Consider the following 14,924-nt stretch of genomic DNA (forward strand, 5'->3'; position numbering starts at 1 on the left):
AGATGTGGTCACCGCGATGACGATTCGGGCCCGATCAGATCGACAGTCTGCGGAGACGATTTCCCCGTCTTCTTCCGGAGGGCGGCAACCGTCATGATGACCAGCGCGACCCAGATCAGGGCGAAGCCGATCCAACGCCCCACCGGCATCGGTTCGTGCCCGATGAACACACCCCAGGCCATCTGCAGACCGGGGTTCAGGTAGAACAACAGCCCCAGCGTCACCAACGGCAAACGTTGCGCCGCCGTGGCGAACAGCAGCAGGGGCACCGCGGTCACCGGGCCGGCCAACAGCAACAACGTCGTGTGCCAGGGCCCCTGATCGAGGAAATGTCCCCGGCCGAGCACCTCGAGCGTGATGACATAGCCCGCGGCCAACGGCAATGCGAGCAACGTCTCGACCGCCACACTGACCCGCGGGTCTGCCTGAACCACCTTCTTGATCAGTCCGTAGACGCCGAAGGACAGTGCCAGGACGAGCGCGATATAGGGCGGTTCACCGACCTCCGCGGTCAGGATCGCCGCAGCGACCACCGCGATGACGAGCGCGACCGCCTGCCACCGGTTGATGCGCTCCCGGAACACCAGCACGCCGAGTGCCACGCTGACCAACGGGTTGATGAAATAGCCGAGCGCCGCGTCCACGACATGGCCGGTGGTCACGGCGAAAATGTAGGTACCCCAGTTGATGGAGATGAGCGCCGCCGCGGCCGCCAGCTGCAGCCAGGTGCGCAGCGTCAGCCGCCGCAGATCACCCAGGCGACGTGCCACCGCCAGCACGAGCAGCAGGAACACCGCACTCCAGACGATGCGGTGCGCCAGGATCTCCACGGCACCCGCAGGCATGAGCAGCAGGAAGAATCCCGGGCACAGGCCCCACCAGATGTACGCGCCTGCGCCGTAGAGCACTCCGGACCGGTACGCGCTCACGACTAGTGTCTGCGCAGCACGTCGAGTGCGGCTTGCAGATCGGCCGGGTACGGACTGGTGATCTCGACCCGACGCCCGTCGGCAGGATGGGTGAACGCCAACGACCGCGCATGCAACCATTGGCGTTCCAGCCCAAGCCTTTTCGACAAGGTCGGATCCGCCCCGTAGGTCGGGTCGCCGCAACACGGGTGGTGCAACGCCGCGAAGTGCACCCGGATCTGGTGCGTGCGCCCGGTTTCCAGCGTGACATCGAGCAGGCTGGCCGCCTGGAACGCCTCAAGCGTGTCGTAATGGGTGATGCTGTGCCTGCCATCCTCGACGACCGCGAACTTCCAGTCATGCCCCCGATGACGTCCGATGGGCGCGTCGATCGTGCCGCTGGACGGGTCCGGGTGCCCCTGCACCAGCGCGTGGTAGCGCTTGTCGACCGTCCGCTGCTTGAACGCGCGCTTGAGCACCGTGTACGCCCGCTCCGACAGCGCCACCACCATGACCCCGGAGGTGCCGACGTCCAACCGGTGCACGATGCCCTGCCGTTCGTGAATCCCGGACGTGCTGATCCGGAATCCGGCAGCGGCCAGTCCACCCAGAACCGTCGGACCGTGCCAGCCGACGGTGGCGTGCGCCGCGACACCAGGCGGCTTGTCGACCGCGACGATGTCGTCGTCGGCGTACAGGATGTCCATGCCCTCGATGTCCACCGGCGTGTTCTCCACGGGCGCCGGAGGTGGAGGCAACCGCACCTCCAGCCAGGCTCCGGCGACCAGCTTGTCGGATTTGCCCGCCGGTGCGCCGTCGAGATCCACGCAACCGTCCTCGGCCAGCGCCGCCGCCGCGGTGCGGGACAAGCCCAGAAGCCGCGCCAATCCAGCGTCAACCCGCATTTCCGCCAGTCCTTCGGGGACCGGCATCGACCGCGTGGTCACTATGACGGATCGGCTTTACGGCCGACCGTGCTCGTTTCGTCGGAGTCCCCGGCCGGCGCCGGCTTCTCGGCCGACTCCTCCTGCGCGGGGTCCGCCGCCGGTGCGTCGGGCGTTTCCGTGTCCCCCCGGCCGCCTGCGGGCGACGGTGTCTCCGGCCTGCGCCGGCCGACGGTATCGAAGTCGAAGCCGAACAACGACAACGCCACCAACAGGATCGCGCCACCCACCACCGACGGATCGGCCACATTGAACACCGGCCACCAGCCGACGGAGAAGAAATCCACCACGTGGCCGCGCAGTGGGCCGGGTGCGCGGAAGAACCGGTCGACCAGGTTGCCGGTCGCACCGCCGAGAATCATGCCCAGACCGATGGCCCACCAGGGAGACACCAGCCGGCGACCCATCCAGATGATGCCGATCACCACCCCGGTCGCGACGAGCGTCAACATCCACGTGTAGCCGGTCGCCATCGAGAAGGCTGCACCGGAGTTGCGTACCAGGGTCCAGGTGACGGTGTCGCCGATGATCGATACCGGCTGGCCCGGCGTCAGCAGCCGCACCGCGAGCACTTTCGTCACGATGTCGACGAGCAGCACCACACCGGCGACCGTGAGCAGCAGACGTAGCCGGCGCCGGGTTGGGGCCGGGGATTTTGCGTCCCCTGTGGCGTCGGTTACCGGCTGCGCCGGGGTGGGCGTTTCATCAGTCACTCCCCCATCATCCCAAAGTGCCCATGCGGGACAATCTCGCAGGTGAGTCCAACTCCGAACCGGCCCGTGCGGCTCGTCGTGATCTCCACCGGCGGCACCATCGCGACCAGCACCGACAGCACCGGCGTCCGCCGCCCGACCCGTAGCGCGGCAGACCTCACCGCAGGCCTCGACGTCGACGCCGATCTGCAGGTCGTCGACCTGATGGCGGCCGACAGTGCCGAGCTGACCCCCGCCGACTGGGTCCGCATCTCCGCAGCCGCCGCGACGGCCGCGGAGAGGGCCGACGGTGTGGTGATCACCCACGGCACCGACACGATGGAAGAAACCGCGCTGTGGTTGGAGCTCTCCTACTCCGGCGCGACGCCCGTCGTCCTGACGGGGTCTCAACGCAGCTCGGATTCACCCGATGCCGACGGCCCACGCAACCTGCGCGACGCGCTGGCCGTCGCGGCCGACGGGCGAGCCCGTGAGCTCGGGGTACTGGTGTGCTTCGCCGGCACGGTGTGGCAGCCACTGGGGTTGCGTAAAGCGTCCACGGTCGACCTCACGGGTTTCACCGGGACGGCACTCGGCGCGGTCACCGCAGGCGGGTTCGAGGCCCGGACCCCCAAGACGCGGCCTACCGTCGGGGCGCTCACCGCGACGGACCCGCCCCGCGTCGACATCGTCTCCGCGTACCCGGGCAGTGACGCCGTCGCGTTGGATGCGTCCGTGAGGGTCGGGGCTCGGGCGATCGTGGTGGAGGCGATGGGCGCGGGCAACGCGGGCGCCGCACTGATCGACGGCGTGCGCAGGCACTGCGCGGACGGGGTGGTCATCGCGGTCTCCAGCCGGGTTCCCGAGGGTCCGGTCAGCGCCGGCTACGGTCCGGGACAGCACTTGGTGGAGGCCGGTGCGGTGCTGTTGCCGCGGCTGCGACCGGCCCAGGCCCGCGTGCTGTTGATGGCCGCGCTGGCATCCGGGCGACCGGTGCGCGACGTCGTCTATCAGTACGGTTGACGCATTCGGTTCAATGGGAAGCATGCTGTACCGCACCGCACTGGCCATCGCGGCAGGCGCACTGGCTCTGACCGCCGCCGCGCCCGCGGCTGCCGAGCCGCCGGCAGGCGCCGACGACATCGACGCATATCCCATCGCTGCGGGCCACTACACCTCACCGACCGACTTCTACGGCATCTTCTTCAAGACCCCGGACGGCCGGTCGTGCGGAATCGGGCCCAACGGTGGCCCGGTCGGCTGCGATGCGGTGCCGGTCGACGCCCCGCCTGGCACCAACCAGACGGTCGTCAACAGCGGCACCCCGGCCACCTACCGCCACTCCGACACCGAGTCGTTCACCCGCGACGTCGATGTGCTTCCCGAGGGCCACCGGTTGGAGAACTGGGGCGCGACGTGCGGTGTCGGACACCAGGGCACGGTCACCTGCAAGACATACGGGCAGCACGGCTTCACTCTCTCAAGCGTCTACGGCGTGCTCTGGTAGTCGGCCAGCTCTTCGAGATAGTCCGCCCAGTCCAGGCTGTCGACCGGGTTGCCGCGCAGCATGCCCGCCGTATCCGCCGGGAACGTCCGTGCCACACCGGGTCCGGTGGCCCGTGTCTCGAACCGCACGGTCATCACGCCGTGACCGGCCCCTTGGATCCAGCCGTGCCCGAGGTCTGGATGCACCACATCGTCGCCGATCCGCCACATCGTCGGCGTCACGGTGGCGGCATCGACCTTCCGGTCCGCTTCTGATATCTCGTGGAGCTGCTCGACGTCCTGCAGCTGTTCCAAATCGGGAAACAGCGACTCCTGCCGGGTATCGGACAATCCGGAAAAGCCCACGCCCACAAGACGAATGGGACCCACTTCGACAGGGTCGAGCAGCAAGCGACGGGCGGTGCCGATGAGTGTGGCGGCCTCGGTGGTGGCGTACGCCAGGGTGGCCGACCGGGTCAAGGTGCTCATGTCGGACTTCTTGAGCTTGACGGTCACCGTGCGCGCGCCGCGCCCGTCTTTCTCCAACCGTCGATGCGCATGTTCTCCGATCGGACCGATCGCGTCCTGCAACTGGGCCAGGGTGGTCAGATCTTCGGCGAACGTCGACTCGGCGCTGATCTGCTTGGCTTCGGCACGCTCGGCTACCGGCCGGTCGTCGATACCGCGAGCCAGTTGGTGCAGCGCAGGTCCGACGGTGGCGCCGAGCACGCTCGCGACTTCGGTCTCCGACAACGCCGCGAAGGCGCCGACCGTCTCGATACCCAACCGGTGCAGCTTCTCCTCGGCCACCGGCCCGATGCCCCACAGCCGACGGACCGGGAGCCCATGGAGCAACACGGACTCCTCCGCACGGCGCACCACGCGGATCCCGTCGGGTTTGGCCAGCCCAGAGGCGATCTTGGCGATCTGCTTGCCCGAGCCTGCGCCGACCGACGCCACCAGCCCCGTCTGCTCCCGCACCTTGGCCCGCAGCTGTTGGCAGAACACCTCGACGTCGGCAGCCGTGGCGCCGACGAGTTCGGCGGGCTCACCGAAGGCCTCGTCGAAGGACAGCTGCTCGAGCAGCGGCACGACACTGCGCACGGTGTCCAGCGCCCGACGGCTGGCCAACCCGTAGACCACACCACGCGGCGGCAACACCACGGCGGAGGCTCCGACCAGCCTGCGGGCCTGATGCATCGGCATCGCCGAGCGGGCACCGTAGCGGCGTGCCTCGTAGCTGGCCCCGGCCACCACACCGCGGCCTCCGAGCCCACCGACGAGGACCGGACGGCCACGCAGGGTGGGACGGGTCAGCTGTTCGACGGAGGCGAAGAACGCGTCCATGTCGAGATGCAGCACCCAGCGCACACTGAAGATGCTATTGGCCGTGACATCCTGGACAGATGGCGACGCAGGTGAATGAGGTACCGATCAGAGATGCTTCGATCCGGCTCGGCCAGTTTCTCAAGTTGGCCGACCTGATCGACACCGGCGCGGATGCCAAGTCGGTGATCGCCGAGGGCCTGGTGACGGTCAACGGGGAAGTCGACGAACGCCGGGGTCGCCAACTGCAGCCCGGTGACGAGGTTTCGCTGGCCGGTCGCACCGCACGGGTCGTGAGTCAGGTCCCACGCCGAACGTGAGCTCGTGTTCGAAACAGACGTGACATCTCGCCATCGTGCTCACGTTCGACGCAGCTCAGGCCTTGGCGATCGCCACCCGCACGCCGTCACCGATCTCGGCCCCATCCGCCACCTCGGTGAATTCGAAACTGGTGGCCAGGATTTCGCCTGCGATGAGGTCACGGTGTGTGCGGGCCCATTGCTCGTACTGCGTCGGTACGGCGATCTGCACATCGATCCGGTCGGAGACCTCCAGTCCGGTGGATTTACGCAACTCCTGCAACTCGCGGATGCGGTCCTTGGCCCAGCCTTCGGCTTCCAACTCCTCGGTGACCGCACCGTCGAGCACCACCAGACCGGCGCCGTCGGGCAGCGCCGCGGTCCATTCGGGATCCGCCGCGACCAGCTTCGACGTGTACTCCTGCGGCTGCAGCACCGCGGGCCCCGCGCTCAGCGTGCCGTCGGGATTGACCACGCCGTCTCCCGCTTTGACCGCCTTGATCGCCGCCTGCACATCCTTGCCCAGCCGCGGCCCGGCGACCCTGGCATTGACAGCCAGGTCGAACCTGCCGTAGCGCGCGATATCGCCGGTGAGCTCCACCTGCTTGACGTTGAGTTCATCGGCAACCAGATCGGTGAAGGGCGCGAGAGTCCCCGGATTTTCCACTGCCACCGTCAGTTTCGGCAACGGCAGCCGGACCCGCAGCTTCTTCGCCTTGCGCAGCGAAGAACCCACCGAGCACACTTCCCGCACCTGATCCATAGCGGCCACCAGCTCGGGGTCCTTCGGCAGCACACCGGCCTCGGGCCAGTCGGTGAGGTGCACCGAACGCTCACCGGTCAGGCCGCGCCAGATCACCTCGGTGACCAGCGGCAGCAGCGGCGCCGCCAGCCTGCTCGTCACCTCCAGCACCGTGTGCATTGTGTCGATGGCATCGAGGTCTTCCTCCCAGAACCGCGAACGTGACCGCCGCACATACCAATTGGTGAGCGCTTCGGTGAACTGGCGCAGCTCGTCGCAGGCTCCCGAAATGTCACAGGCGTCCAGTGATGCCGTCAGGTCGTCGCGCAGCTGGGCCAGTTTGGCCAAGATGTAGCGGTCCAGCACATTGGCAGAATCGGTACGCCAGGTGCCCTTCTTCGGCGCGTAGAGGGCCAGGAAGCTGTAGGCGTTCCACAACGGCAGCAGCACCTGCCGCACGCCTTCACGGATGCTCTGCTCGGTCACGACGAGGTTGCCGCCGCGCAGGATGGGCGAGGCCATCAGGAACCAGCGCATGGCATCGGAACCGTCGCGGTCGAACACCTCGGTCACATCCGGGTAGTTGCGCAGCGACTTGCTCATCTTCTGGCCGTCGTTGCCCAGCACGATGCCGTGGGCCACACAGGTTTTGAATGCCGGACGGTCGAACAGCGCGGTGGCCAGCACGTGCATCGTGTAGAACCAGCCACGGGTCTGGCCGATGTACTCGACGATGAAATCACCGGGGAAATGGGTGTCGAACCACTCCGTGTTCTCGAACGGGTAGTGCACCTGGGCGTACGGCATGGATCCGGAGTCGAACCACACATCGAAGATGTCCTCGATGCGACGCATCGTCGAGCGACCGGTCGGGTCGTCGGGGTTGGGCCGGGTCAACTCGTCGATGTAGGGCCGGTGCAGGTCATCGGGCCGCACACCGAAATCACGCTCCAGCTCGTCGAGGCTGCCGTACACATCGACGCGCGGGTATTGGGGGTCATCGGATTTCCACACCGGGATAGGGGTGCCCCAGTACCGGTTTCGTGACACCGACCAGTCCCGCGCATTGGACAGCCATTTACCGAACTGCCCGTCCTTGACGTGCTCGGGGTACCAGGTGATCTGCTGGTTGAGTTCGACCATCCGGTCGCGGAACTCGGTGACTTTCACGAACCACGACGACACCGCACGGTAGATCAGCGGATTCCGGCACCGCCAGCAGTGCGGATAAGAGTGCTCATAGGTTTCGTGGCGCAGCAGGACGGAACCGTTGGCCGCTGCGGGTCCGTCGCCGTTCTTGAGGTCGCGGATGATCTGCGGGTTGGCCTCGAAGACATGCTGACCTTCATAGTCGGGCACCGTCGCGTCGAATCGGCCCTTCGAGTCCACCGGGGTGACGGCGACAATGTCAGCTGCATCGGCGGTCGCCTTGTCGTCCTCGCCGTAGGCCGGGGCCATGTGCACCATGCCGGTACCGTCTTCGGTGCTGACGAAGTCGGCGGGCAACACCTGGAAAGCGTTGTGGGAGTCCATGAAATACGGGAATGGCGGCAGATACCGCGTCCCCAGCAGGTCACGGCCGGTGTAGGTGCCGACCACCTCGGGCTCCTCCCCGAGTTCACGGGCGTAGGCACCCAGCCGGGCCTGCGCCAGGACGTACCGGCGCCCGTCGACACCCTTGACCTGGACGTAGGTGACGTCAGGGTTGACCGCGACGGCCTGGTTCGACGGGAGCGTCCACGGCGTCGTGGTCCAGATCAGCAGATGGGCTCCCTTGACCGGCCCGTCGGTCGCGGTGAATCCGACCGTCAATGCCGGATCCTGCCGGCTCTGGTAGACGTCGTCATCCATGCGCAGCTCGTGGTTGGACAGCGGGGTCTCGTCGTTCCAGCAGTACGGCAACACGCGATTGCCCTCGTAGGCCAGCCCCTTGTCCCACAACTGCTTGAACGCCCAGATGACGGACTCCATGAAGCTGAGATCCAGTGTCTTGTAGTCGTTGTCGAAATCGACCCACCGGGCCTGCCGGGTGACATACGCCCGCCATTCGTTGGTGTACCTCAATACCGAGGATCGGCAGGCATCGTTGAACTTCTCGATGCCCATCTCTTCGATCTGCGCCTTGTCGAGGATGCCGAGTTGTCGCTGCACTTCGAGCTCGGCCGGCAGGCCGTGAGTGTCCCAGCCGAAGCGGCGCTCGACTTTGTACCCGCGCATGGTCCGGTATCGCGGCACGATGTCCTTGACGTAGCCGGTGAGCAGATGCCCGTAGTGAGGCAGGCCGTTCGCGAAGGGCGGGCCGTCATAGAAGACGTACTCCTCGGCGCCTTCGCGGTGGGCGATGCTGGCCCGGAAGGTGTCGTCGGAGGCCCAATAGTCCAGTACCTCGAGCTCGCGCTCGGGAAAATTCGGGGCGGCCGGCTTGGGATAGGCGGTCACTGCTGTCGTCTCCTGTGCCTAGATCGCGGCCCCGGTATCCGGAACCACAGCTGTTCAGGCACGGGGACGACGTCGCGCCGGTGCGCGAGCGCCGCGGTACCACCCCGCTTGCACGCAGCGTCTGCGTGCCGCTCAACTCTCAGGCGATGACGGGCCCACCCGTTCGGTTCTACTGGGCTCCGGAGAAATCCGTCAGCCGTTCTTCCGAAGACTCCCCGGTGATGGCCGGATCAGCGCCGATACGACAAGTCTAATAAGTCGTGCAAATCAGTACGGTCGCGCTACCCGGAGGTCACCTCGATCAGAGCGAGCGGGAACTGCTCGCTCAACTCTTCGACGGTGTTCCAGTCGAAGCTGCGGGCGTCGAAGGTCCAGTCGAGGCGTATCCCGGCGACCGGTCCCGCGTCTGTGTAGGCGTACAGGGACAGCGGGTGTGCGCCATCCTCGGCCGGACGGGCGGCCGACTTCTGATAGGAGAACCGCACGTCAGCGCGCGGACATTCGACGTGCCCGCGGGCATCGACCGCGTCGCGCGTCGCCGCCAGCAGCTCCGGACCCGAGAGGTCGCGTCGAGAATCGCAGCGCAGGCCGACCCGGAAACCTTCATTGTCCGGTGTGTTGTCGACATCGACCGTGAGAACTCCGTTGCCCATCGTCCGCGCGACGCTGCGCGCCAGCGCGGCCAACAGGATTTCTTCGGCCGTGGCTCCCATCGCCTCCTGCGCGCCGGCGAGTTCGGCGGCGAGTACGTCGTCCAGTTTGCTGGACAGCCTCGCGATATCGGTCGGCCGAGCCGGTGTGACAGCCGAGTAATCGGCGAACCAGCAGGTCACACAGGAGGAATCCGCCAGCACGGGAGCAGCCATGAACCAACGATAGCGACTGTGTCCCAGAATTGGGAGAACAGTCCCAAAAGTCTGACACGCATGTCAATTAAGGAATGGCATCCTTTAGATCAATGAGTGAGGCCCAAACCGGACATTCAGGTTTATGGTGTGACAGTGCCACGTACCGATGAGAACGGCAGGCAGCTCAAAGCACTACTCGACTACCTGCTCGACGGTGAGATCGACGCCAAGACGATCTACTCTGCCCTCGGCGTGTCCAGCAGTACCTATTACCGGCGCATCAAGGAAGTCGACTATCCCAATGCCGAAGAATTACGGCAGGTGGCCGATCGCTTCCACCTGAGCTATCCGGATCTGCAGATCCGGTTCGGGTTGATGAGCCGCCAAGAGGTCTGGCACTACATGGAGTCGGCTCCAGTGACGGTGGCGGCCGTCGATACCACCACCCGGGTCAGCCGACCGAAGAAGCTCTCCGAGCTCAGCCCCCGCCTCGATACCCCACCACTTTGATCCCATGTCCGTAGCAATACTCATCGCCATCACCCTGGGCTGCGTCCTCTGGAGCCTGTGGATCCGGCGCGTCACCTGGAGTTGCCGGTGGGAGGTGGCGGCGACCCTCAACGTCGCCCTGCAGGGCCTGGCCGTGCTGCTCATGTCACCGCTGGCATCCGAGACCATCGGGCCCGTCTTGTACCACCTGACCGGCAAATGGAACCTCGAGGACTACATCGGACACGACTGCTACATCGTGGCGGCCTCGGCTGTGGTCTACAACGCGCTCGGCCGGTTGCAGGACGACAACAGCCTGCAGCGCTCGTTCAAGCAGTACGTCGAGCTTCCCGCCACGGTGTGCATCCCGCTGCTGCTGGCGGCCTTCTGGCTGGGTAACGGTGCTGCGGTCTACCGCGCGGACTTCTTCCAGGTGCCCACCGATTTCTGGCTCGCCGTCTATTGGACCCTGCTCTGCGGCACTCTGGTCTATCTGCTCGGCTACGGCATGCGAGCCATGCTGATCCTGCGCAGGGATCCGAGATCCCGGCGCATCGCCAACATCTATCTGTTCGCCTCCATCGCAGGCATCCTGGCGTGCACCGTGCGCATCGTCACGGCGTTTGTGCCTGCGCTACAACCGATCGAGAACGGGCGGCTGGTCTGGATCCTCGCCTGCACCTGCGGCGCCGTGTTCGCACTGGCCTCCGCACATTCCTGGCGCATCAAAACCCGGTGGCTCACGCCGACGCGGCGCTGAGGGGCTTTTGCGCAAATACGATCATCGGGTGTTCAGGAATCTGACGAAGGTCGCGGCGACCGCTTGCGTGCACGTCGGCGCCGTTCTGCTCATCGCGTCCGCGGGATTCCTGACGAACCAACCTGTGGCGTACGCGGATTCGTGCCCTGACGTCGAGGTCGTGTTCGCTCGCGGGACCGGCGGTCCGCCCGGCGTCGGCGCCGCCGGGCAGGCTTTCGTCGATTCGCTGCGGGAGCAGGTGCCGACCAAGACCATCGGGGTCTACGCGGTCGACTATCCCGCCGGCATCGATTTCAACAATTCCTCGACCTTGGGCGCCGATGATGCGCGCGCACACCTGCAGGCCATGGTGGCCGACTGTCCCGATACCGAATTGGTGCTCGGCGGGTTCTCACAGGGAGCAAACGTGATCGAACTCGTCACCGGCACCGAGAGCGCCGCGTGGGGTTACGCCGCACCCCTGTCCCCCGCAATCGCCGATCATGTTGCCGCGGTCGTGTTGCTCGGCAATCCATCCCGCAAATCCGGTGGCCCGTTCACGCAACGGAACCCGCTCTACGGACCCAAGAGCGTCGACCTCTGCGCGCTCGGGGATCCCATCTGCTCGAACGGTGTCAACATCCCGATACACGGTGCGTACGTACAGGTGGGTGCGACGACGAAAGCAGCGACGTTCGTCGCCGACCGGCTGTAGGCAGACCACCCACAAGCAGAGAGCCTCCGTCTGCGCATCGGGCAACCGGTAAGCTCCGTTCTGCCTACGCTCGGCTACTGGAGTTTCCGGGCAGCAGCTTTTCGAGAGGGCGCCAATGAGTCAGTCATCCATCCCAGCCGTGTTGCGTGAGCGGGCGAGTCTGCAACCCAACGACGTCGCCTTTACCTTCCTCGACTACGAGCAGGACTGGAACGGCGTCGAAGAGACGGTCACCTGGGCCCAGCTGTACCGAAGGACTCTGAACCTGGCCCAGGTTCTCGGCGCCAAGGCCACCGTCGGGGACCGCGCGGTGATCCTGGCGCCCCAGAGCCTCGACTACCTCATCGCTTTCCTGGCCTCGCTGGAGGCAGGCATCATCGCGGTGCCGCTCTCGGTGCCACACGGCGGGGCCCACGACGAGCGCACCACGTCGGTGATCGAAGACACTGTCCCGACGGTCGTCCTGACCACTTCCTCGGTATCGGCAGCAGTTAGCGAGTATGCCAACGCAAACGGCAATCAGTCCGTCGTGATCGAGGTGGACAAACTCGACCTCGATCAGAAAGGGGCGCGCCCCGCCCGGGTACGGCGCCCCGAGACCGCCTACCTGCAGTACACGTCCGGCTCGACACGCCGCCCCGCCGGAGTGGAGATCTCCCACGGCAACCTGTCGACGAACTTCGAGCAGATGATGGCCGGATTCTTCGCCGAACACGGCAACGTCGCCCCGCCGGACACTACGTTCGTATCCTGGTTGCCCTTCTATCACGACATGGGCCTGATGCTCGGCATCTGTGTGCCTATCCTCGGTGGCATTCGCACGGTTCTGACCAGCCCGGTCGCCTTCCTGCAGCGGCCGGCCCGCTGGATGCAGCTACTCGCGTCTCATCCCCGAACCGTCTCTGCCGGACCGAATTTCGCATTCGAGTTGGCGCTCGGACGCACCTCGGACGAGGACATGGCCGGTCTGGATCTCGGCAACGTGATGTATCTGCTGAGCGGCGCGGAACGGGTCCACGCGGCGACCGTACATCGCTTCACCGAACGCTTTGCCTCCCTGAAATTCCCCGCCGCGGCCATCCGGCCGTCATACGGTCTCGCCGAGGCTGTGGTGTACGTGGCGACGCGCAAACAGAACGAACCACCACACATCGTCAATTTCGATCCGGACAAATTGTCCGCAGGCCAGGCTGTTGCCACCGGAAACTCAAGTGGCAGTCCGCTTGTCGCTTACGGCACACCCACGTCCCCGGTGGTCCGGGTCGTCGACCCGGACACCCGAACCGAACGACCGGATGGTGCCACGGGTGAGATCTGGGTGCACGGCAACAATGTGGCACTCGGCTATTGGCAGAAACCCGACGACAGTGACCGCCTGTTCCGGGCCACCATCGAAAACCCCTCTGAGGGAACACCGGAAGGTCCGTGGTTGCGCACCGGCGACCTGGGTTTCGTCGCCGACGGCGAGCTCTACATCATGGGTCGCATCAAGGATCTGTTGATCGTGTACGGCCGCAATCATTCTCCCGATGACATCGAGGCGACGGTACAGGAGATCAGCCGTGGCCGGGTGGCGGCCATCTCCGTGCCGGATGACCGGACAGAACACCTGGTCGTCATCATCGAACACAAGAAGCGCGGAGACTCCGATGTGGAAGTGCTGGAACGACTCGATTCCGTCAAACGTGAAGTGACTTCGGCGATTTCGAAGTCGCACGGCCTCAAAGTCACCGACCTGGTGATGGTCCCGCCCGGGTCCATCCCGATCACCACCAGCGGCAAGGTGCGACGCGCGTCGTGCGTCGAGCAGTACCGCCAGGATCAGTTCGCACGGCTGGACGCCTGAGACGAGCGGGGCGCGTTCCCGGAGAATTCAGCTAGACGGCGACGTTCTGCGTGTGGGCAGCGCCCTGCCTGCCATCGGCGACGCGGACATACACCGAGCGCATGGCCTCGATGTACTTGCCGACTGATTCTCGGGCCTCCGTGTTCCCTGGGAACAACGCGGTCACCACGGTTTCATTCTGCAGTCGCGTCACCCACATCGAAACCTGGTGTGACGCACGGCCTTCGTTGTAGATCTGGAAGTTCAGATCAGAGCTGGCGACGGTGGACAGTGGTGCGATGCTGGCATCCAGGAACGACATCACGAAATTGCCTGGACGCGGGCTCTTGACACCCAGATCGGGTGGTGCCAACTGGATGACCTTGTCGAACGGCACCTTCGCGAGCCGGGTATCCGAATCGAACGAATCCTGCGCGGCCCGGGCCGCGTCACTGAACGACGTCGACGGGACCGGAACGCTGACCGGGACAAGGCCTGTGAACCAGCCGGTGGTGACCAGTTCCGTCGGAGTCCGGCGGGTGTCGGTGGGGGTGATCACAGAGAAGGAGTCCGAGCCGGTGAGTTCCCGTTTGGCCAGTGCTGCACACGCGAACACGCCGCCACTGAAGCGGGCGCCGCCCGCAACACATGCGGATTCGAACCGCTCGGTCTGGTGCGCGTCGAGCAATGTGGCGGTCAACGTGTCACCGTCACATGGCACCGACAGGTCGCCGAGTGACAACGGAAATGCCGGCAGGGTCCCGTCATTGTTCGCCGCGAAGTCGAGCCACGCCTGAATCTCCGGCGACTCCGCCGTCAGCGCTGCCGTGTATTCGCGTTGCTGCACGCAGTATTCCTCGTAGCTGCCCGCCTGCGGCAGTTGCACGGGCGCGGCGCCCTGCACCAGCGCGCCGTACATCAGGTAGATCTCGCCGAACAGGACGCCCATGATCATCGGATCGATGTACAGGTGCGCGATGCTGGCGTAGAAGGCGAAGTGGTCCTCACGCTGGATCACCCCGAAGCGGAAGCCGTCCCAGTGCCGCGGATCCGGTGTCGCGAGAATGTGTTCACGCAGTTCGGCCGCGCTCAGTTCACCGTGCCGCTGCGGTGCCACCGCGATGTCCGCGGGATCGGCGATGGTGCGCCGGACGATGCGCTCGGGATCCTCGAAGTCGAACCAACTGCGGTAGGTGTCGTGGCGGCGCAGGTGGGAGTTGAGGACGTACGTCATCGCCCGAATGTCGCACTTGCCGGGCACTTCCCAGGTGAAGATCATCAGCCGGGACATGTCTTGGCCACGCGCGGCATGGTCAGCGAATCTGCGCAGGTGCTGGGTCTGCTGATAGCTGGGTGGGACGACACTGACCGGCGCCTGTTTCGCCTTGGCGCAGGACGCCGGTTTGGCGTGCCAGCACACCACGGCACCCGTGGCCGGTTCCCACTCGCCAATGGTCGCTATCCCAAACACAC

At 65.8% G+C, this 14,924-nt stretch carries 14 protein-coding genes; 7 read left to right on the forward strand and 7 right to left on the reverse strand.

Annotation, left to right across the window (positions count from 1 at the left end; genetic code table 11):
* Positions 1-8: 8 nt before the first annotated feature.
* From rarD to lspA, 3 genes are read right to left on the reverse strand one after another with little or no spacing between them, the layout of a single operon-like run.
* The gene (gene rarD, locus M1247_RS07440; protein WP_317156149.1) at positions 9-908 is read right to left on the reverse strand and encodes an EamA family transporter RarD; all 900 of its coding nucleotides are present in this window, start codon (positions 906-908) and stop codon (positions 9-11) included.
* A 23-nt stretch (positions 909-931) separates the two neighbouring features.
* Positions 932-1,840 (reverse strand): RluA family pseudouridine synthase, encoded by a 909-nt coding sequence (locus M1247_RS07445; protein ID WP_458695191.1) that lies wholly within the window; start codon positions 1,838-1,840, stop codon positions 932-934.
* Positions 1,841-1,854: 14 nt separating this feature from the next.
* On the reverse strand, positions 1,855-2,565 hold the full coding sequence (lspA, locus tag M1247_RS07450) for a signal peptidase II (RefSeq protein WP_458695192.1): 711 nt from the start codon (positions 2,563-2,565) through the stop codon (positions 1,855-1,857).
* Positions 2,566-2,607: 42 nt separating this feature from the next.
* Here lspA and M1247_RS07455 point away from each other — a divergent pair, with 42 nt between their 5' ends.
* Complete coding sequence (locus M1247_RS07455) at positions 2,608-3,567, forward strand: asparaginase (protein ID WP_317155662.1); 960 nt, start codon at positions 2,608-2,610, stop codon at positions 3,565-3,567.
* A gap of 22 nt (positions 3,568-3,589) precedes the next feature.
* The gene (locus tag M1247_RS07460) at positions 3,590-4,051 is read left to right on the forward strand and encodes a hypothetical protein (protein WP_410506830.1); all 462 of its coding nucleotides are present in this window, start codon (positions 3,590-3,592) and stop codon (positions 4,049-4,051) included.
* On the opposite strand, the gene M1247_RS07465 is transcribed toward M1247_RS07460, so the two are convergent.
* Positions 4,033-5,376 carry a DNA polymerase IV gene (locus tag M1247_RS07465; RefSeq protein WP_458695206.1) on the reverse strand — a complete coding sequence of 448 codons (1,344 nt, stop codon included), beginning with the start codon at positions 5,374-5,376 and terminating at the stop codon, positions 4,033-4,035. The genes M1247_RS07460 and M1247_RS07465 overlap by 19 nt on opposite strands.
* 59 nt (positions 5,377-5,435) lie before the next feature.
* On the opposite strand from M1247_RS07465, the gene M1247_RS07470 reads away from it, so the two are divergent.
* Positions 5,436-5,675, forward strand: a complete 240-nt coding sequence (locus M1247_RS07470) for an RNA-binding S4 domain-containing protein (protein ID WP_317155665.1) — start codon at positions 5,436-5,438, stop codon at positions 5,673-5,675.
* Between the two features lie 55 nt (positions 5,676-5,730).
* On the opposite strand, the gene ileS is transcribed toward M1247_RS07470, so the two are convergent.
* Together ileS and M1247_RS07480 are read right to left on the reverse strand one after the other, a co-directional pair.
* A complete protein-coding gene (gene ileS / locus M1247_RS07475) occupies positions 5,731-8,835 on the reverse strand; it encodes an isoleucine--tRNA ligase (protein ID WP_317155666.1) in 3,105 nt (1,034 codons plus the stop codon).
* A 281-nt stretch (positions 8,836-9,116) separates the two neighbouring features.
* Positions 9,117-9,701: a hypothetical protein gene (locus M1247_RS07480; RefSeq protein ID WP_317155667.1), complete on the reverse strand. Its 585-nt coding sequence runs from the start codon at positions 9,699-9,701 to the stop codon at positions 9,117-9,119.
* 135 nt (positions 9,702-9,836) lie between these two features.
* On the opposite strand from M1247_RS07480, the gene M1247_RS07485 reads away from it, so the two are divergent.
* The 4 genes from M1247_RS07485 (at position 9,837) to M1247_RS07500 (ending at position 13,472) form a co-directional block, all read left to right on the forward strand.
* A complete protein-coding gene (locus M1247_RS07485; protein WP_317155668.1) occupies positions 9,837-10,193 on the forward strand; it encodes an XRE family transcriptional regulator in 357 nt (118 codons plus the stop codon).
* A 4-nt stretch (positions 10,194-10,197) separates the two neighbouring features.
* Positions 10,198-10,932, forward strand: a complete 735-nt coding sequence (locus tag M1247_RS07490; protein WP_317155669.1) for a hypothetical protein — start codon at positions 10,198-10,200, stop codon at positions 10,930-10,932.
* 28 nt (positions 10,933-10,960) lie between these two features.
* Positions 10,961-11,626, forward strand: a complete 666-nt coding sequence (locus tag M1247_RS07495) for a cutinase family protein (RefSeq protein WP_317155670.1) — start codon at positions 10,961-10,963, stop codon at positions 11,624-11,626.
* Positions 11,627-11,741: 115 nt separating this feature from the next.
* The gene (locus M1247_RS07500; protein WP_317155671.1) at positions 11,742-13,472 is read left to right on the forward strand and encodes an AMP-binding protein; all 1,731 of its coding nucleotides are present in this window, start codon (positions 11,742-11,744) and stop codon (positions 13,470-13,472) included.
* 31 nt (positions 13,473-13,503) lie between these two features.
* On the opposite strand, the gene M1247_RS07505 is transcribed toward M1247_RS07500, so the two are convergent.
* A complete protein-coding gene (locus M1247_RS07505) occupies positions 13,504-14,922 on the reverse strand; it encodes a condensation domain-containing protein (RefSeq protein ID WP_317155672.1) in 1,419 nt (472 codons plus the stop codon).
* Between the last annotated feature and the right edge of the window lie 2 nt (positions 14,923-14,924).

Source organism: Mycobacterium appelbergii (assembly GCF_032883035.1).
In the GTDB taxonomy this organism is placed as follows: domain Bacteria; phylum Actinomycetota; class Actinomycetes; order Mycobacteriales; family Mycobacteriaceae; genus Mycobacterium; species Mycobacterium appelbergii.